The sequence below is a fragment of the Chryseobacterium jejuense genome, assembly GCF_017877355.1.
GTDB lineage: Bacteria > Bacteroidota > Bacteroidia > Flavobacteriales > Weeksellaceae > Chryseobacterium > Chryseobacterium jejuense_A.
Window position 1 is genome coordinate 146088 of sequence record NZ_JAGIPR010000007.1, and the last position, 18532, is coordinate 164619.

Below are 18532 nucleotides of genomic sequence, written 5' to 3' on the forward strand. Positions count from 1 at the left end.
TTAAATATTAGTTAAATGGAAATACCCCGTGATATTTCCCATTTTTGTAGCTTTTCAATTCTTATTTTTAATATACAGCAAGGCTCTTTCCAAAACTTCGTCTTTTCCGTTTTTTATTCCTTCCACACTTGGTTTGACAAGGATATCAGGAATAATCCCGATTCTTTGGGTTTCTCTTCCATCCGGATAATAAGCGCCAAGGCCGGTAAAGCAAGTATCTAAGTCTGCAATTCTAAACTTGATAATATCTCCGTTAGCTCCCGAAGTATTGCTCCCGATCACTTTGGATTTGGGATGCTGTTTGAACATCATGGTTGTGGTCTCTGCCTGACTTTGCGTATTTTCGTCTACCAAAACGATTATGTTTCCTTTATAATAATCGGGATTCTTCCTGCCAATATTGTTCTTTCTACTATAAAATTTTCCGGGATAATTAGTTTCCGGAAAGTTAAACTGATAATAAACGGTAGATTGGGGAAGTAATAATTGACTTAAAGGGATGATGGTAAGCTTGGGATAATTTCTAAGATCGAAAATGATAGATTCCGAAGATTTCAGTTCTCTGTACATTTCATTCACTTCATCTTTAGCCAGGACTCCCATATTGACGTATCCGATTTTCTTTTCCTCATCCAGAAACTTCCATTTTTGAGGAACTGGCACTTTCTTAATAATAATATCCTTAACAAAATACGTTTTAGCAGCCACCTCCAGATTTTGTCCGTTTCTTTCTAACTTTACGGAAAGCGAATCACTATTACTGAAAAGAAGTTTACTTTTTACCTTATTCACCTTTCCCCAGGAGTTGGATGCAGGGACGTGTTTTCCAAGGCTGTTAACCATTTGTGGAATTGTTTTTCCATTCACATCATAAATAACATCACCGATGTTGAATGGAGTTTTCTCACGAAATCGATTGTCATTAATTCTTGTAATAACTAATTTCCCTTCTGCATAGGAATATTCTACAGGAAGTTTTCTGTTTCCATATAGATGAAGACTAATGAGTGGTGAAAAAAGATAAGTGTGTGAATCATCAGTCTTTGTTACCAATTCAGCTAAAGTTAATTGATAATCGTTATCATTATTAACATTAATAAATTTGGGTATCATTTCTGTAAGAACATCATTCCAATTTTGATCTGTTTGATATTTATAGGGAAAAAAATATTCTACATAGTTCCAATATCTGAACAATTCTAATAAGCTGACCTGTTTGGAAGTGAATTGCGACCCATAAGAATTTTCATTTCTGAAGAATATTTTTCGTCCTCCTTTTCCTATATAATGATGGTTGCCAATATTCCGATTGTTTTCAATATAATGAAGTTTTTGAGAAGTAGCTGGAGTAAAGGTGGCGGAATTGTCTATCCAACTCAGATCAAAGTTTTTCAGGAAATAAGTTTTATCTGATTCTTGTAGACATTCTGTACATTCCTTAATTTTTCCAAGACTTGCAATCCAGTTGGAGTATAGATCGTTCAATGCAGCTTTGTCATTGATTCTTTCAAGCTCATTTATCTTCTTGAAAAGTTGTTGGTCCCAATTCAGATTCCCTTTGACTACCTGAGGATGATAATATTTTAAAAATCCCCAAACTCTGCAGAGGGATTCCAGTTTTTGATTTTCAGATAAAACCTGTGCGGAAAAATGTAGATTTAAAAATAATAAAATGAAAAGAAAATATTTTCTCATCAAGAGGATTGAGTTTTCTCAAAGATAAGTGATTCATGTAAGAACAGCAAAGGTTTTTTGATGAATAATTTCAGGAAGTAATGAGGCTGGGAGCTGGAAGAAGGAAGCCACTGGAGGTTGTTAATACTAAAAATCAATATGGAGTAAGTATTCAGAAAATCAGTAGACCATTGTTACTCATTGTACTCAATAACTTCCAGCCTCCCTCTTCTAGCTTCCAGTCTTTTAATACTAATTTAATCATCCTTCAAATTTAAATCCCTAACTTTGTTTACTCATACAGACGTTCCAATGCAGAATAAGCTAAAAATTATTAACGATCCTGTTCACGGATTTATCAAAATTCCTCACGAAATTTTATTTGATATTATTGAACATCCTTACTTTCAAAGATTAAGAAGGATTGGGCAGACCGGTCTTTTGAATCTGATTTTTCCCGGAGCTACCCATACAAGGTTCCATCATGCCCTGGGAGCGATGCATTTGATGTTTACAGCTTTGGAAACCTTAAAGCAGAAAGGAGTTAAGATTTCCGAAGAAGAGGAAAAAGGTGCTATGTTGGCGATTTTAATGCATGATATTGGGCATGGGCCATTCTCTCATGCCTTGGAGAATATGCTGATGGACGACTGGCATCACGAGAAACTTTCTTTATTATTAATGAATAAACTGAACGAAGAATTTAACGGCCAGTTATCCATGGCTATTGAAATGTTTCAGGGGCAATACCACAGAAAGTTCTTTAATCAGCTGATTTCATCCCAATTGGATGTTGACAGGTTAGATTATTTGAAAAGAGACAGCTTTTTTACGGGAGTATCAGAAGGAAATATTAATACCCAGAGAATTATTTCCATGATGAATGTATGTGAAGAAGGGGAGTTGGTGATTGATGCAAAAGGAATTTATTCTATAGAAAACTTTTTAACAGCCAGAATGTTCATGTACTGGCAAGTATATTATCATAAGACATCTGCATTGGCTGAATTTCTGTTGGTGAAGATCCTTGAAAGAGCAAAATATTTAATTTCTCAGGGAATTGAACTTCCGGCAACAGAGAATCTGAAATACTTTTTATATCGTGGAAAGAGTGCTGCAACAGATGAAGACATAGAAAGGTTTACCAGTTTAGATGATAATGATGTGATTCAGGCTATGAAAGAGTGGCAGAATTCTGATGATTTCGTTTTATCCTATTGGTGTAAAAGTGTTATCCAGAGAAACCTTCCGAAGACTATTATTTCATCGCATCCTTTTGATGGGAAGATTATTGAAGAAAAAATAAAAATCACCAATGAATTTTTTGGAATTGATAATGGGAAAGAATTGGTTCATGAAATAAAAAGAAAACTTTTACCTTACGATACCGAAAAGCAACCGATTTATTTATTGCAGAAAAATGGGAAAAGAATGAAGCTTCACGAGTCGGAAGATCAGCTTTTATCAGGGTTGATGGTAAATAAAACCACTCGCTATATTCTTATGTTTCCAAGGGATATCTCCCGTTTGGATTCTTAAATAATATTAAAATTGAATATCTGAAATCAAAAAATGTTTGCAAATTATAGAATTTCTTATCTTTGCAGAATATGGAATTCACAGCTTCGCAAATTGCAAGTTTTATTGACGGAAAAATAATAGGTGATGAGAATGCACTTATTACAGGGGTTTCTCCAATTGAAAATGGAGAATCAGGACATCTTTCTTTTATAGCACAAGATCGGTTTTCTCATTTTTTGGATACCTCAAAATGCTCTGTAATCATCGTTTCAGAAAAACTTCTGGATAAAAATAGTTATAACCCAACCTTAATTGTAGTAAAAGATGCTTATCTATCTTTTCAGGTTCTGATGAACTTATATCAGGAAATGAGAGGAAGAAAAGAAGGTATTGAAGATGGTTCATCCATCCATGATTCAGCGATAATAGGTGATAACGCTTATATAGGAGCATTTACATATGTTTCGGAAAAAGCTAAAATTGGTGAGGGGTCACAGATTTATCCACATGTATATATCGGTAAAGGAGTAAAAATTGGTAAAAACTGTAAAATAGACAGTGGTGCCAGAATTTATGACTACTGTATTATTGGGGACAACTGTGTAATTCATTCCAATACTGTTGTAGGTGGAGATGGTTTCGGGTTTCAGCCCACCGCTGAAGGATTCAAAAAAATTCCTCAACTTGGGAACGTAATTATTGAAGATGATGTGGAAATTGGTTCAAACTGTAGTATTGACAGGGCAACAATTGGTTCTACCATTATTGGAAAAGGTACAAAAATTGATAATCTGATCCAGATTGCCCATAACGTAAAAATAGGACAGAATAATGTAATTGCAGCACAGGCCGGAATTGCAGGTTCTACTACCATCGGAGACTGGAATCAAATTGGAGGTCAGGTAGGAGTTGTCGGACATATTAAAATCGGAAACCAGGTGAAAATTCAGGCTCAGAGCGGCGTGAATTCAAGTGTTAACGATAGAGAAACTTTATATGGTTCACCGGCAATCAGCTACAATGACTATTTAAGAAGCTATGTTCATTTCAGAAATCTACCTGGGATAGTCAACAAAATAAATAATCTTGAGAATAACTCAAAAGATAATACTAATGAGTGATATGCAAAAAACGCTTCAGGAAGAGGTAACTCTTTCTGGAATAGGCCTTCATACTGGTAAAGAAGTAAAACTTACCATCAAACCCGCAAAGGAGAATACGGGATTTGTATTTGTAAGAACCGATTTAGAGGGACACCCTCAGGTTGAAGCTGATGTTAATTATGTAGTAGCAACAGAGAGAGGTACAACATTAGAAAAGCTTGGCGTAAAAATTACTACCTGTGAGCACCTTTTGGCTGCTTTAGTGGGTTGTGATATAGACAATGCAGTGTTGGAAATGGATGCTTCTGAGCCTCCTATTTTAGATGGATCTTCAAAATATTTTGTGGAAGCTATCGAAAGTGTAGGAGTTGTAGATCAGAATATTGCCAGAGAATATCTTGTAGTAAAAGAAGTTCTTACCTACAGTGATCCGGCTACAGGTTCAGAAATTACCATTATTCCTTCAGATACTTACGAAGTAACTACTATGGTAGATTTTGGAACTAAAGTCTTAGGAACTCAAAACGCTACCCTTAAAAATATTACCGAATTTAAAGACGAAATCTCTTCAGCAAGAACATTCAGTTTCTTACATGAATTGGAAATGCTTTTAGATCACGGATTAATTAAAGGAGGAGATATCTCTAACGCGATCGTTTATGTGGATAAGGATCTTACTCCTGAAACAACAGAAAAATTGAAAAAAGCCTTTGGTAAGGATAATGTATCCATCAGACCAAATGGTATTCTTGATAATCTTAACTTAAATTATCCGAACGAAGCGGCAAGACACAAATTATTAGATGTAATTGGTGATTTAGCTTTGGCAGGAGTGAAAATTAAAGGTAAGGTAATTGCCAACAAACCAGGCCATTTTGTAAATACTCAATTTGCAAAAAAATTAAACCGTCAGTGGAAATTGCAGAAAAAGAAAAACGTTCCGGATTTTGATTTAACAAAAGAACCGGTATTCGATATCAATGGAATCATGAAGCTTATGCCTCACAGACCTCCGTTCTTATTAATTGATAAAGTTCTTGAACTTTCAGACTCTCATGTGGTAGGATTAAAAAATGTAACAATGAATGAACCTTTCTTCGTTGGACATTTCCCTAAGGAGCCTGTAATGCCTGGAGTACTTCAAGTAGAAGCATTAGCTCAGACTGGAGGTATTCTTGTATTGGCAAGCGTTCCTGATCCTGAAAACTATTCTACATATTTTATCAAGATTGATAAAGTAAAATTCAAGAGAAAAGTAATTCCGGGAGATACCCTTATATTCAAAATTGAATTGATAGAACCTATCAGAAGAGGTATTGTACACATGCAGGGGTACGGATATGTAGGAGACACAGTGGCAGTAGAAGCAGAGCTTATGGCTCAAGTTGCAAAAAATAAAGTTGATTAAATGATTCATCAGTTAGCAGCCGTAGATAAACGTGCGAAAATCAGCAAAAATGTAATTGTAGAACCATTTACTACAATTGCAGGGGATGTAGAAATTGGAGAAGGAACATGGATTGGTCCAAATGTTACCATCATGGATGGGGCAAGAATAGGAAAAGATTGTAAGATTTTTCCCGGGACTGTAATTTCTGCAATTCCTCAGGACTTAAAGTTCGATGGTGAAGATACACGAACCATTATTGGAGATCATACTACTTTAAGAGAATGTGTAACAGTAAATAGAGGAACAAAAGCTTTAGGTTATACCAAAGTAGGAAGCAACTGCCTTATTATGGCTACTTCCCACGTTGCCCATGACTGTATCATAGGAGATAATGTGATTATTGCCAATGGTTGCGGTATTGCAGGACATGTTGAAATCGGAGACTTTACTGTAATGGGAGGTTTATCTGCTGTTCAGCAGTTTGGTAAGATCGGAAAACATACGATGATTTCAGGAGGGTCTTTAATTAGAAAAGATGTTCCACCTTATGTGAAAGTGGCAAGAGATCCTATTTCTTATGCTGGTATTAATTCAGTAGGTCTTAGAAGAAGAGGTTTTTCCAATGAGAAAATCTTTGAAATTCAAAAGATTTACAGAGCTATTTTCCAAATGAAGATGAACGTTTCCCAAGCGTTGGCATATATTGAAAAAGAAATGCTTCCTACAGCTGAGAGAGATGAAATTCTTCAGTTTATCCAAAACTCTCCAAGAGGTATTGTAAAGGGATACGGGACAGGAAAAGACAGCAACTAAAAATGCTAAGAATTAAGTAAAAAAAGATAATATATATTAATGGCAACAAGTAACGATATTAGAAAAGGTCTTTGCATCGAATTTAGCAATGATATTTTTAAAGTAATTGAGTTTCTTCATGTAAAACCAGGAAAAGGACCTGCTTTCGTAAGAACAAAACTAAAATCTGTGACAAACGGAAAAGTATTAGATAATACATTCTCTGCAGGTCACAAAATTGAAGAAGTAAAAGTAATCACAAGAAAGTTCCAATATCTTTATGATGATGAGAACGGATTCCACTTCATGAATAACGATGATTTTTCTCAGCTATATTTAAATAAAGAAATGATTGAAAACTCAAACTTGATGAAAGCAGGTGAAGAAGTAACAATCATTTTGAAAGAAGCAGATGAAACTCCACTTTCTGCAGAACTTCCACAGTCTGTATACCTGGATGTTATTGAAGCTGATCCGGGTGTAAAAGGAAATACTGCTACCAATGCTCTTAAAAACGCAATCGTTGAAACAGGAGCAAGAGTAATGGTTCCTTTGTTCATTGAACCGGGAGACAAAATTAAAGTAAGCACTGAAGACGGTAGTTACTTAGAAAGAGTAAAAGAATAAATAAAATTTACATAAATTCGGTTTGCATTAGCAGTCCGAATTTTGTTTTATAAGAAAATCTATTGTTATGAGATTTCATTCTCCACAAAAGCTTAAAACGATTGCCGATTTGATTGGCTCCAGATTTGTTGGCCCTGAAGATTTTGAAGTGTTGGGTTCCAATGAAATTCACATGGTAAAACCGGGAGAGATTGTATTTGTGAATCATCCCAAATACTATGATAAGGCACTCAACTCTGCTGCTACCATTATTTTGATTGATAAAGAAGTAGATTGCCCTGAAGGTAAAGCACTTCTGATTTCTGATGATCCTTTCAGAGATTTTAATAAGATCAATACCCATTTTACAAGAATTTACAACTTCACAGAAGAACTTCATGATGCTGAAATTGGCGAGGGAACAAAAATTCACTCCTCTGCTGTAATCGGAAACAATGTGAAAATTGGGAAAAATACTTTAATTTTCCCTCATGTAGTGATTGGTGATAGAACCGTTATTGGAGATAATGTAATCATTCAGTCTAATACGGTGTTGGGAGGTGATGCTTTCTATTACAGGAAATTAGATGGAAACTTTGACCGTTTGATTTCAGTAGGAAATGTTGTGATCGAAAATAATGTGGAAATAGGAAATGGATGCACTATAGACAGGGGTGTTACAGATTCTACAGTGGTTGGAGAAGGTTCCGTTTTGGATAATCAGATTCAGATAGGGCATGACACTATAATCGGGAAGAAATGTTTAATAGCTTCTCAGGTTGGAATTGCCGGTTGTTGTGTGATTGGAGATGGAGTAACCCTATGGGGACAGGTGGGTATCGCTTCCGGAAATAAAATTGAGAGCGGATCTGTAATTTTAGGGAAAACCGGAGTGAACAGAGACCTTGAAAAAGGTACCTATATCGGAATGTTTGCCGAAGATTTCAAGACTTATCTGAAAAAAGAAGTAAAACTGAGAAATCTCAAATAAACAATTCCAAAGGTTTTGTCCAAAATCAAAGAAATTTGAGTAAATTTGTGAGCATTAATAAAATAATAAATAAATTAAAACAACAATAAAATGTCAATTTTAGTAAACAAAGATTCTAAAGTAATTGTACAAGGATTTACAGGGAACGAAGGTACTTTCCATGCTGGTCAGATGATTGAATACGGAACAAACGTAGTAGGTGGTGTTACTCCAGGAAAAGGAGGAAGCGAGCACTTAGGAAAGCCAGTATTCAATACAGTAGCTGACGCTGTTGAAAAAGCAGGAGCAAACGTAAGTATTATTTTCGTACCACCGGCATTTGCGGCAGACGCTATCATGGAAGCTGCTGAAGCAGGGATTAAAGTAATTGTATGTATTACTGAAGGTATTCCTGTAGCTGATATGGTAAAAGTAAAATCTTATATTGCTGACAGAGACTGCAGATTAATTGGACCAAACTGCCCTGGAATCATTACTTCTGAAGAAGCTAAAATTGGTATTATGCCAGGTTTCGTTTTCAAAAAAGGTAAAGTAGGTATCGTTTCAAAATCAGGTACCCTTACTTACGAAGCTGCTGATCAGGTAGTAAGAGCAGGTTACGGTATTTCTACAGCGATCGGTATTGGTGGTGACCCAATTATTGGAACTACTACAAGAGAAGCGTTGGAATTATTCATCAACGATCCTGAAACTGAAGCTGTTGTAATGATTGGCGAAATTGGTGGTGGATTAGAAGCTGAAGCTGCTAGATGGTATAAAGCTAGTGGATCTACTAAGCCGGTTGTCGGATTTATCGCTGGACAAACAGCTCCAAAAGGAAGAACAATGGGACATGCTGGTGCTATTGTAGGTGGTGCAGAAGATACAGCTCAGGCAAAAATGGAAATCATGAGAGAGAATGGTATCAACGTTGTTGATTCTCCTGCTGATATTGGTGCTACTGTAGCTAAGATTCTAGGATAATATAAAACCAAATAATATGAAAAAACTTTTATTAGCCTCAGCTTTAACCCTTTCTGTTTTATCCTTTGCACAAGTGCAGTGGAAGAATACAAGATTCGGGCTTACAGCAGGCTTAAACTATTCCAGAGTATCTAATGCCCATAATCCTTCAGGCCCAAGATACACCTTTCAAGGTGGAGCTTTGGCTTTAATTCCCGTAGGAAAGACAAACCAGTTTTATATTCAGCCTGAAGTTCTATACTATGGAGGCGGAGAAACAGGTAAAGATAGTGATGCTAAAAATATGGATGGTTATAATGCAGTATATGCTAATAACTATCTGAGTGTACCTCTTTATTTCAAAGGGTATTTTTCAGAAGCAGAATCTGAATTCTTTGGACTATTGGGACCTAGATTTAACTTTTTGCTGAGCGAAAATGTTAAAGATGTTCCTGCAAACAGACCTTATTATGATCCGGATGTTACTGATCCTTCACAGCCTTCAGGGGTAAATGGAAAAGCAAACAGCTTTAACTGGGGAATAGGATTAGGAGTAGGATATAGCTATAAGAGACAACTTGAAGTAGCTTTAAAATATGACTTAGGTCTTGGGGATACTTATCCTGGCCTTAAAAAAGAAACCAAAGGTACTGATAAGAAAAAGTCTGAACAGGTGATAGCTCTTACCTTAAGCTATATATTCAAATAAAACATTTTATTCAGAATATAAATAAGAAATCCCGGAAAACTACTTTCCGGGATTTTTTGAATTAAATACATAAAAGAAATAAGGGAAGTAAACCATGGACTAAGTGTAAAAGCTGGTTACTACTCTAACTCTGCATTACATTCTTATTTACTTAAAGAAAAGGTGAATTGTCTAACCAATTTATCTTCAGAATGCTAAGAATTATAATAAACCAATGATGAACCTAAATGATTATTCATCCGTTTAAAAAAGAATCAATGAAATTGATTCCACCTTTGCCTTCTTAAAAAGTATCACAGGAAGATTCTAAGACTTTGCGTCAAACCTAAATTCCTCTTTATCTTTTAGTTATCCAAGAACTCAGATGAAATCTCCTTACAAATAGATTTCTTTTCATGTTTAAAAAGAAAAAGGACAAATTCACATATTTGTAAATTTGCCCTTTTAAGTTGTTCGTTTTTCCTGCCTGGGGAATTAACCTTTAATCCACTTCCAAAGCTCTTTCAATGTAGCTTTATTTCCATACATCAAAATTCCTACACGATAGATCTTTCCCGCAAGGAATATCATAAATACAGTAGTTGCCAGTAATAGAACAATAGATAATGCAATCTGCCATGCCGGAACTCCAAAAGGTATTCTGGCAATCATGGCTACCGGTGAAGTAAATGGAATAATAGATAACCAGAAGCCCATTGGGCCATCAGGATTATTCATTAATGAGAAACTTCCATACATCCCCAGGGTTAATGGTAAGATCGCAAATAAAGTAAACTGCTGAGTTTCTGTTTCATTATCCACTGCAGACCCAATAGCTGCATAAATGGAACTGTAGAAAATATATCCTAAAAGGAAGAAAACAATGAACACAAAAATAATCAGTGGGAAATTCAGTTCCAATAAACTGTGGGAAATCTGAGTAGCAAGCTGCGCCATATCCAGTTTATCTGCAATTTGCTCATTGGCGCCCGGAACATTCTGTTGAAGAGGAGAGAATCCGGTATTTAAAACCAAAGCTCCAATCACAGACATGGTAATCCAGATCAGAAACTGGGTAAGAGCAACCAATGTTACTCCAAGGATTTTACCCATCATCAGCTCAAAAGGTTTTACAGAAGAAATAATAATCTCTACAACACGGTTGTTCTTTTCCTCCAGAACGCTTCGCATTACTCTTACTCCATAGATAATAATGAACATGAAGGTAACATACATCAAAACCATACTAAGTCCTGATTTAACGCCGAAAGTAAGGTCAGAATCCTCTTTGTTGTTATCTGCAACATTTATGGTCTTCAGACTGAAACTTTTATCAAGATCATTCAATTGAGTTTCTTGGATCCCCAATTGTTTGATTTTTTCTTTTTTAACAACGTTGGTAATATCGGAAACAATTTTTTGTTTGGTATCAAAGCCCATTTTACTATTGATAACAAGTCTGGCTCCCGTTTCAAGTTCTTCGTAATTCTGGCCTTTTAATTCTGGTAAAATTAAAACTCCGTCCAGAGATTCGTTTCCTTTTAAATTGTTGATTTTAGAATTTTCATCTGCCGCAGAAACGAATACGTAGTTCAGTTTATCATTAGACTTTAATTGATTGATAAATAAACCACTTTTGTCAACAACCTCAATAATACTGTGCGATTCATTGGCTTTAAACATTAATCCGATCACTGCACCAAAGGCAATAATCATAACAGGTGCCAATAAAGTCAATATGATAAAGGATTTTTTCTTAACCTGTGTAAGAAACTCCCTCTTTGTAATTAAAAAAATATTTTTCATAAAATTAAGAATGGTTACTTACAGCGTTAATAAACACTTCATTCATACTAGGAATTCTTTCGTCAAATGATCTTACTTTCCCTACATGCACAAGATCAAGAAGGATATTATTCTGATCAGCTTCATTTTTCAGGTCAAAAGAAACCAGGCTGTTTTCATTGGAAAAGTTGAAGATTTCATATTTATTTCTGAAGCTTTCCAGCTGTTCGTTGTTTACTTCAGAAAGAGTAATTCCAAAAATATTTTTCTTGAATTTTTCTCTTACATCAAAAACTCTTCCGTCAATAATTTTCTTGGAGTTGTTAATCAATGCCACATAGTCACACATTTCTTCTACACTTTCCATTCTGTGGGTAGAAAGAATGATGGTGGTTCCGTTATTCTTAAGATCAATAATCTGGTCTTTGATTAAGTTAGCATTTACAGGATCAAAACCTGAGAAAGGTTCATCAAGGATTAAAAGATGAGGTCTGTGAAGTACTGTTACCACAAACTGAATTTTTTGGGCCATCCCTTTAGACAGTTCAGAAAGTTTTTTCTTCCACCATTGGTCGATGTTCAGTTTATCAAACCATTTTTTTGCTTCGTTCAGGGCGTCATTTTTACTCATCCCTTTCAGTTCTCCGAAATAAAGAATCTGATCACCTACACTCATATTCTTGTATAGCCCTCTTTCTTCAGGCATATAACCGATATCTTTGATGTGATTGGGGTTCAGTTTTTCTCCATTGATTAGGATCTCTCCGGAGTCTGCCTGGGTAATTTGGTTAATGATACGGATGAATGATGTTTTTCCGGCTCCGTTAGGCCCTAAAAGTCCATAAATACTTCCTTTAGGAACATGGATGCTGAAATCATCCAATGCGACCTTTTTTCCGGTATTATAGGTCTTTTTAATATGTTCAGCTCTTAGCATTAAGTTGTTTTTTACAATTAGTAGAAAAAAGTCCTTAAAGTTACGGAAATATTAAACGAGATTGCTATAAAAGAAAAAATCCTGATGATTATCAGGATGTTAATTTATTGTTTCACGATTTGAGTAACTTTTTGCGTATTGTCGCTCAAAATATAACGAATCAGATATTTTCCGGGTTTTAATTTTTCAATATTAATCTCTCCGGAGTTCATATTGACTGTATAGTTGGCAACTTGCATACCCAAAATAGAATAAAAAGTCACACTTTTGATTCTTAAAGAAGAATCTTTTGCCTTAATAATAAGGAAATCCTTTGCAGGATTTGGATAGGCAAGCAAAACACCATCATCTGCCTTCTGAGTGATGGAACCCGGCTCTCTAAGCTGAGCTTGTAAATTGTTGGAAAATCCAACAAAAGTGCCTATAAATAGAATTAAAAGTAAAAGTTTTTTCATCAAATTTATAATTTCTCGAATATATATAACAAATATAATAAATTCTACAATTTCATACAATAGTTTTTTGTATAACTTGTAGTAAATTTGTAGAAACTTATTCAAAAAGTATTCCAAAATGATACATTCAAGAAATAGAAGACTTAGAGTTAATGAATCTATCAGAAGTTTGGTAAGAGAAAATGTACTTACAACTGATGATTTTGTAATGCCGATCTTCGTAATGGAGGGCGAAAACATGCAAGAACCGATCCCGTCGATGCCGGGGATTTTCAGGCGAAGCATAGATTTAACAGTAAAAGAATGTAAGGAATTATTTTCTTTAGGCGTAAAAGCTGTCAATTTGTACATGAAGGTATCCGAAAATCTGAAAGACAATACCGGAAAAGAAGCATGGAACAAAAACGGATTGATGCAGAATACAATCAAAGCGATTAAAGATGCTGTTCCTGGAATGGTGGTAATGCCTGATGTTGCTTTAGATCCTTATTCAATCTACGGACACGACGGAATTATCGAAAACGGGAAAATTTTAAATGATGCTACCAACGAGGCATTAGCAAAAATGTCAGTATCTCATGCAGAAGCAGGGGCAGATCTTGTGGCTCCAAGCGATATGATGGATGGCAGAGTTCAGGTTATTCGTGAAGCATTGGAAGAAAGCGGATTTGCAGATGTTGGTATTGTAAGCTACGCAGCCAAATATGCAAGCTCTTTCTACGGACCTTTCAGAAGTGCTTTAGACAGTGCTCCAAAAGAAAATATTGAAATTCCGAAAGATAAAAAAACGTATCAGATGGATTTTCACAACTCCCGCGAAGCTTTGAATGAAGTATTTAAAGATATCGACGAAGGAGCAGATGTTATTATGATTAAACCGGGGCTTCCTTATCTGGATATCGTTGCTAAAGTACGTGAAGCTATTGATCTTCCGATTGCAGTTTATAACGTAAGTGGGGAATATGCAATGGTGAAAGCAGCAGTTCAGAACGGATGGCTGGATAATGATAAAACTATTATTGAAAATCTTACATGTTTCAAAAGAGCAGGTGCAGATATGATCTTTACTTATTTTGCTAAGGAAGCAGCAATGATTTTAAATAGATAAAAGAATTTCCATACATAAAAGAAAATAGACTGTCAGTAAGGCAGTCTATTTTTTTTAGCAATATTTTTAAAATATTTTCATAATAATTCTTTATGTGGAGAATATTCTTATATTAGAATTCTAAAAATTAAAAATTAGGTAATTATGAAAAATTTGAAAAAGGTTGAAAGAAACCAATTGAAAGGAATTAAAGGAGGAGAAGTAATCATTGATGACCCGAATTGCGGGACAATGTGTAAAGGTATCTGGCATCCATGTACAATCAACCATGTAGCTTGTCCAGATTAATTGATGAAAATATAAAAAAGCTGCCTCATTGAGACAGCTTTTTATATGACTTACTTGGAAGTGATTTTTATTTATTTTCCCTGGCAGAAGGGATCTTCAGGATGTATCGGATTGTCGGGATGGTCTAAAAGACAAATTTTTGTTGGGCATAGATACCATCCTGGAAAGCAGTTTCCATTTTTATCAGGATAGGTATAATAATAACCTCCTTTGATTTGTTTTAAATCTTTTTTTGTTAATTTTTTCATGGTGAATATTTTTATTAATTAGTTACTCTAAATTAATAAAAATATATCATAAAGTGTTGATATTTAATTATAACCAAGGTTTTCTTCCATGAACATAGGTGTCATCAAACTGTTTGTCATCCATACAAAGATAGATGATGCCTTCAATAAAAGGAATAATAGAAGCAACACCACAGGTCACAATATTCAGAACCAATTGAATAATGCCTTCTTTGGTATATCCAAGATAAAATTTATTTAAGCCCAGCCAGCCTACAAGAATGCCTAATAGGGCTGCAGGAAGTTTTTTTTCTGAACGGTAGGGCATATTGTATTGCTGTTGGTTTCCTGTATTTTCTGTTTTAGTATATCCGTAATTTTCCATTTCTTAATGTTTGTAATTGATTGAATTTTTTTATAATAAGTAGGTTGAAAAGATAAAAAGTTACACAAACTGAAAGTGAACAAGTTTCATATTTTAGATAAACAAGTTTACATTAACCTATAAGTGAAGTTTATATTTTTGATATATTTGCCCTATGATTTTACGCGGAGAAAACTTAATCAAAGAATACGGTCCTAAAAAAGTTGTAAAAGGCGTTTCTGTACAGGTTCAGCAGGGAGAAATTGTTGGTTTGCTTGGTCCGAACGGAGCAGGAAAAACTACATCGTTTTATATGATCGTAGGGTTGGTTAAGCCTACTTCAGGAAAAATTTTCTTGGATAAACAGGAGATTACTACAGATGCTATGTACCGAAGAGCCCAAAAAGGAATCGGATATCTGGCACAGGAAGCTTCAGTTTTCAGAAAACTGTCTGTAGAGGAAAATATTATGGGAGTATTGCAGCTGACAAAACTTTCAAAACGGGAACAGCAAATCAAATGTGATGAGCTGATTGAGGAGTTTTCTTTACAGCACGTTCGTAAAAACAGAGGAGATCTTCTTTCCGGTGGGGAAAGACGTAGAACAGAAATTGCCCGTTGTTTGGCTACAAGCCCGAACTTTATCCTTCTGGATGAACCGTTTGCCGGAGTTGACCCAATTGCGGTAGAAGATATCCAAAAGATTGTAAGAAGTCTTGTAGATAAAAACATTGGAATCCTGATCACCGACCATAACGTACAGCAGACCCTTGCGATCACCAATAAAACGTATATTATGTTTGAAGGAAAGATCCTGAAAGAAGGTCTTCCCGAAGATCTTGCGAATGATCCGCAGGTAAGAGAAGCTTATCTTGGAGAAAACTTTGTATATCAAAGCATTTTAGATAAACCGAAGAAGAAAAAATATGCTTACAACATCTGGGCAGGTAATTTTGATTCAAAAACTCATCTGCAGGGATTTGTTGATGAAAACTTTAAGGAATATGATAATCTGAGACTGATGTATGGTTTTGAAGATGTCAGTTTTGCTTCATTAGGTAACTCAGAGATAGAGCATATCTTTGCCGAGGTAGTGGATAAAAATGCAAATAACTCATTTGTTTTCCAGAAAAAAGAAATCAATTCACAATATTCTCTGGAGCAGGCAGAGGCAGAATCTAAAAAAGTAAGCCAGCCGGAACTGCATTATCTTACGACGTATATGTATGAAGGATAAAATTTAAACAATTAATAGTTAAAAATAATAATAAAAACGTACCTTTTCTTTTCGAAACGGTACGTTTTTCAGTTTAAATACTTCCTATGGCAAAACCATTCAACAGAACAGTTACTTTATTCGGGATTTATAAACAGCTTGTTCCATTCATCAGACCTTACCGATTAATGATCTATGGAACATTGTTTCTTACTTTTCTTGGAGCTCTGGCAGCACAGGTAAACCCAATTGTCCTGAAGTATACCGTAGATGAAGTTACCAAATTGACCCGCCTTCCGCACCCTATGACCGAGGGGATTCATATCCTTATCATCATCTCCATTATTTTATTGGGAAAAGAATTACTGAATATTTTCATCAATTTCGGACAGAAGTTTTATGGGGAAAAAATCAGAATCAATGTTAGTTCTGTTTTGGCACAGTCTGCTATTGACAAAATTCTGAGCTATCGTGTCGCTTACTTTAATGATGAAAACCATGAATCTGGAAAACTACAGATCAGGATTGACCGTGGAATTGAAAGTTTAACTAAGCTTGTCCAGAATTTTTTCATAGATATTCTTCCGCTTTTTTCCAATGCTATTATTGCGCTTATCATCATGTATATGCAGAATGTGTATGTAGGATTGGTTTCTACAATCATTGTTCCGATCTATTTTTACATAAGTTCGCTGCAGGCTAAAAAACTGAGTGGAGTTCGTAGACAACTTCGAAATCAAAGAGAAAAGAAGACTTCAGGCCTTTTGAACCTGGTGAATTCTATTATGGTGATTAAAAGTTTTGTGCGTGAAAAATTTGAAGGTAAAAAACAGTATGATCTCCAGATGCAGCTGATGGAAAGTCAGATGTTCACAAGAAGAACCAACTTTATTTATGACGGTTTAAAAACCTTTATTGAGCAATTTGGAGTAGTACTGATTATCCTTCTGACTGTTTATCTGGTATTGGATCAGCAGATGACCATTGGAGCAATTATGCTTCATATTATGCTTTTTAATAATGTATCAGCTCCTATCCGTCAGTTGCACAGAATTTATGATGATATGAATGATGCAATGATTTATGCCGAAGGATATTTTGATATTCTTAATGCTGATAATGAAACAGAACAGAACGGAAGTTTTGTGGAGGAAAAAATTAAAGGAACTTTTGAACTTAAAAATGTAAACTTTACTTATCCCAACGGAACACATGCTTTACATGATGTTTCTATGAAAATCGAAAATGGAAAAACAACAGCATTGGTAGGATTAAGCGGAGCAGGAAAATCAACGGTGATTAATCTTTTGTGTAAATTTTATCTGCCGGATTCAGGAGAAATTTTGTTGGATGGAATAAATTTAAATGAATATGATAATACATTTCTGAGAAGTGATCTTGGACTTGTTCTTCAGAAAAACCACATTTTTCAGGGGAGTATTGAAGATAACATCCGTTATGGTGATATGAATGCCAATTTTGAAGAAATTCAGGCTGCAGCAAGAAAAGCATATCTTCACGATCAGATCATGGATCTTCCTACCGGATATCAGCATGATGCTACTCAGCTTTCAGGAGGTCAGCAACAAAGAATTGCTATTGCAAGACTGTTTCTGAAAAATCCTCCGATTATATTTCTGGATGAACCTACAGCAAGTCTTGATGCTATTGCCACGGAACAGATCAAAAATTCTCTGGATGCCATTAAAGCTGGAAGAACCGTTATCATTATCTCTCATTCATTATCTCAAATCCTGGATTCGGATACAATTTATGTGATGAAAAAAGGAAGAGTAGTAGAGAGCGGAACTCATGATGAACTTTATAACAAAGAAGGAACTTATCGTGAAATCTTTGATGCCTCGGCGAGAAGTTTAAATCTCGATAAACTGGTGAATACTCTCAAAGAAAATTAAAATAAAAGCCTCAGCATAATTATGCTGAGGCTTTTACATTTCATAAATATTGTTTAATGTGCTTTTTCAGGAACCTGATAGGCGCCTACGTTCGCCCCGAAAGCAATATTAATTCTGTTATAACTATTGATTGCAATAACGGCCATTGTCAGGTCTACAATTTCCGTTTCAGAAAAATGATGATTTACATGTGAATAGATTTCATCTGGAATTTCTTTGCCATTCAATGTTGTTAAGCTTTCTGCCCAAAGCAGGCCAGCTTTTTCTTTATCCGTATAAAAAGCACATTCTCTCCAGGCGCTTACCAGAAATATTCTTTGTTCAGTTTCACCTTTTGCTCTTAATTCTTTAGAGTGCATATCCAGGCAAAAAGCACATCCGTTCATTTGAGAAACCCGAAAATACAACAGTTCTAAAAACTGATTATCCAATGAAGAGTTCTGTACCTGAAATCCCATGTTGTTTAGCGCATTTATAGCTTTGTTTCCCATTGCAAATGCATTGATTCTTTGTGACATAATATTTGTTT

18 protein-coding genes and 1 pseudogene are annotated in these 18532 nt (G+C 35.2%); 12 read left to right on the plus strand and 7 right to left on the minus strand.

Annotated features, from left to right (window positions below):
* Positions 1–54 precede the first annotated feature (54 nt).
* The gene (locus J2772_RS15745; protein ID WP_209918322.1) at positions 55–1695 is read right to left on the minus strand and encodes a S41 family peptidase; all 1641 of its coding nucleotides are present in this window, start codon (positions 1693–1695) and stop codon (positions 55–57) included.
* Positions 1696–1986: 291 nt separating this feature from the next.
* Between J2772_RS15745 and J2772_RS15750 the strand changes: the two genes are divergently transcribed.
* The 8 genes from J2772_RS15750 to J2772_RS15785 all read left to right on the plus strand — a co-directional run bounded on the left by J2772_RS15750 (position 1987) and on the right by J2772_RS15785 (position 9728).
* Positions 1987–3213, plus strand: coding sequence for an HD domain-containing protein (locus J2772_RS15750; RefSeq protein WP_209918520.1), 1227 nt, complete (start codon positions 1987–1989; stop codon positions 3211–3213).
* A 71-nt stretch (positions 3214–3284) separates the two neighbouring features.
* The gene (gene lpxD / locus J2772_RS15755) at positions 3285–4316 is read left to right on the plus strand and encodes a UDP-3-O-(3-hydroxymyristoyl)glucosamine N-acyltransferase (protein WP_209918324.1); all 1032 of its coding nucleotides are present in this window, start codon (positions 3285–3287) and stop codon (positions 4314–4316) included.
* Positions 4309–5706 (plus strand): bifunctional UDP-3-O-[3-hydroxymyristoyl] N-acetylglucosamine deacetylase/3-hydroxyacyl-ACP dehydratase, encoded by a 1398-nt coding sequence (locus tag J2772_RS15760; protein ID WP_209918326.1) that lies wholly within the window; start codon positions 4309–4311, stop codon positions 5704–5706. The genes lpxD and J2772_RS15760 overlap by 8 nt, the downstream gene beginning before the upstream one ends.
* A complete protein-coding gene (lpxA, locus tag J2772_RS15765) occupies positions 5707–6501 on the plus strand; it encodes an acyl-ACP--UDP-N-acetylglucosamine O-acyltransferase (protein ID WP_045500258.1) in 795 nt (264 codons plus the stop codon). It begins immediately after the preceding gene.
* A gap of 39 nt (positions 6502–6540) precedes the next feature.
* Entirely contained in the window at positions 6541–7107 is a 567-nt protein-coding gene (gene efp, locus J2772_RS15770; RefSeq protein ID WP_045500255.1) for an elongation factor P, read from the plus strand.
* Positions 7108–7174: 67 nt separating this feature from the next.
* Entirely contained in the window at positions 7175–8077 is a 903-nt protein-coding gene (locus J2772_RS15775; RefSeq protein WP_209918328.1) for an LpxD N-terminal domain-containing protein, read from the plus strand.
* A 90-nt stretch (positions 8078–8167) separates the two neighbouring features.
* The gene (sucD, locus tag J2772_RS15780; RefSeq protein ID WP_002977143.1) at positions 8168–9040 is read left to right on the plus strand and encodes a succinate--CoA ligase subunit alpha; all 873 of its coding nucleotides are present in this window, start codon (positions 8168–8170) and stop codon (positions 9038–9040) included.
* A gap of 16 nt (positions 9041–9056) precedes the next feature.
* On the plus strand, positions 9057–9728 hold the full coding sequence (locus tag J2772_RS15785; protein WP_209918330.1) for a porin family protein: 672 nt from the start codon (positions 9057–9059) through the stop codon (positions 9726–9728).
* A 474-nt stretch (positions 9729–10202) separates the two neighbouring features.
* On the opposite strand, the gene J2772_RS15790 is transcribed toward J2772_RS15785, so the two are convergent.
* From J2772_RS15790 to J2772_RS15800, 3 genes are all read right to left on the minus strand, one after another.
* Positions 10203–11513 carry an ABC transporter permease gene (locus J2772_RS15790; RefSeq protein WP_209918332.1) on the minus strand — a complete coding sequence of 437 codons (1311 nt, stop codon included), beginning with the start codon at positions 11511–11513 and terminating at the stop codon, positions 10203–10205.
* Between the two features lie 4 nt (positions 11514–11517).
* Positions 11518–12429 carry an ABC transporter ATP-binding protein gene (locus J2772_RS15795; protein WP_209918334.1) on the minus strand — a complete coding sequence of 304 codons (912 nt, stop codon included), beginning with the start codon at positions 12427–12429 and terminating at the stop codon, positions 11518–11520.
* A gap of 104 nt (positions 12430–12533) precedes the next feature.
* Positions 12534–12884 carry a T9SS type A sorting domain-containing protein gene (locus tag J2772_RS15800; RefSeq protein WP_209918336.1) on the minus strand — a complete coding sequence of 117 codons (351 nt, stop codon included), beginning with the start codon at positions 12882–12884 and terminating at the stop codon, positions 12534–12536.
* A 118-nt stretch (positions 12885–13002) separates the two neighbouring features.
* Here J2772_RS15800 and hemB point away from each other — a divergent pair, with 118 nt between their 5' ends.
* Complete coding sequence (hemB, locus tag J2772_RS15805) at positions 13003–13992, plus strand: porphobilinogen synthase (protein ID WP_209918338.1); 990 nt, start codon at positions 13003–13005, stop codon at positions 13990–13992.
* Positions 13993–14136: 144 nt separating this feature from the next.
* A complete protein-coding gene (locus tag J2772_RS15810; protein ID WP_209918340.1) occupies positions 14137–14280 on the plus strand; it encodes a bacteriocin-like protein in 144 nt (47 codons plus the stop codon).
* A 71-nt stretch (positions 14281–14351) separates the two neighbouring features.
* On the opposite strand, the gene J2772_RS15815 is transcribed toward J2772_RS15810, so the two are convergent.
* Positions 14352–14528 (minus strand): bacteriocin, encoded by a 177-nt coding sequence (locus J2772_RS15815; RefSeq protein WP_209918341.1) that lies wholly within the window; start codon positions 14526–14528, stop codon positions 14352–14354.
* 67 nt (positions 14529–14595) lie between these two features.
* Positions 14596–14892: a TM2 domain-containing protein gene (locus J2772_RS15820; RefSeq protein ID WP_209918343.1), complete on the minus strand. Its 297-nt coding sequence runs from the start codon at positions 14890–14892 to the stop codon at positions 14596–14598.
* Between the two features lie 154 nt (positions 14893–15046).
* Here J2772_RS15820 and lptB point away from each other — a divergent pair.
* Together lptB and J2772_RS15830 are read left to right on the plus strand one after the other, a co-directional pair.
* Positions 15047–15772 (plus strand): annotated as a pseudogene (gene lptB, locus J2772_RS15825) (LPS export ABC transporter ATP-binding protein); the annotation flags it as partial.
* Positions 15773–16275: 503 nt separating this feature from the next.
* Positions 16276–18003: an ABC transporter ATP-binding protein gene (locus J2772_RS15830; protein WP_209918522.1), complete on the plus strand. Its 1728-nt coding sequence runs from the start codon at positions 16276–16278 to the stop codon at positions 18001–18003.
* Between the two features lie 53 nt (positions 18004–18056).
* On the opposite strand, the gene J2772_RS15835 is transcribed toward J2772_RS15830, so the two are convergent.
* The gene (locus J2772_RS15835) at positions 18057–18521 is read right to left on the minus strand and encodes a carboxymuconolactone decarboxylase family protein (protein WP_209918347.1); all 465 of its coding nucleotides are present in this window, start codon (positions 18519–18521) and stop codon (positions 18057–18059) included.
* Positions 18522–18532 lie beyond the last annotated feature (11 nt).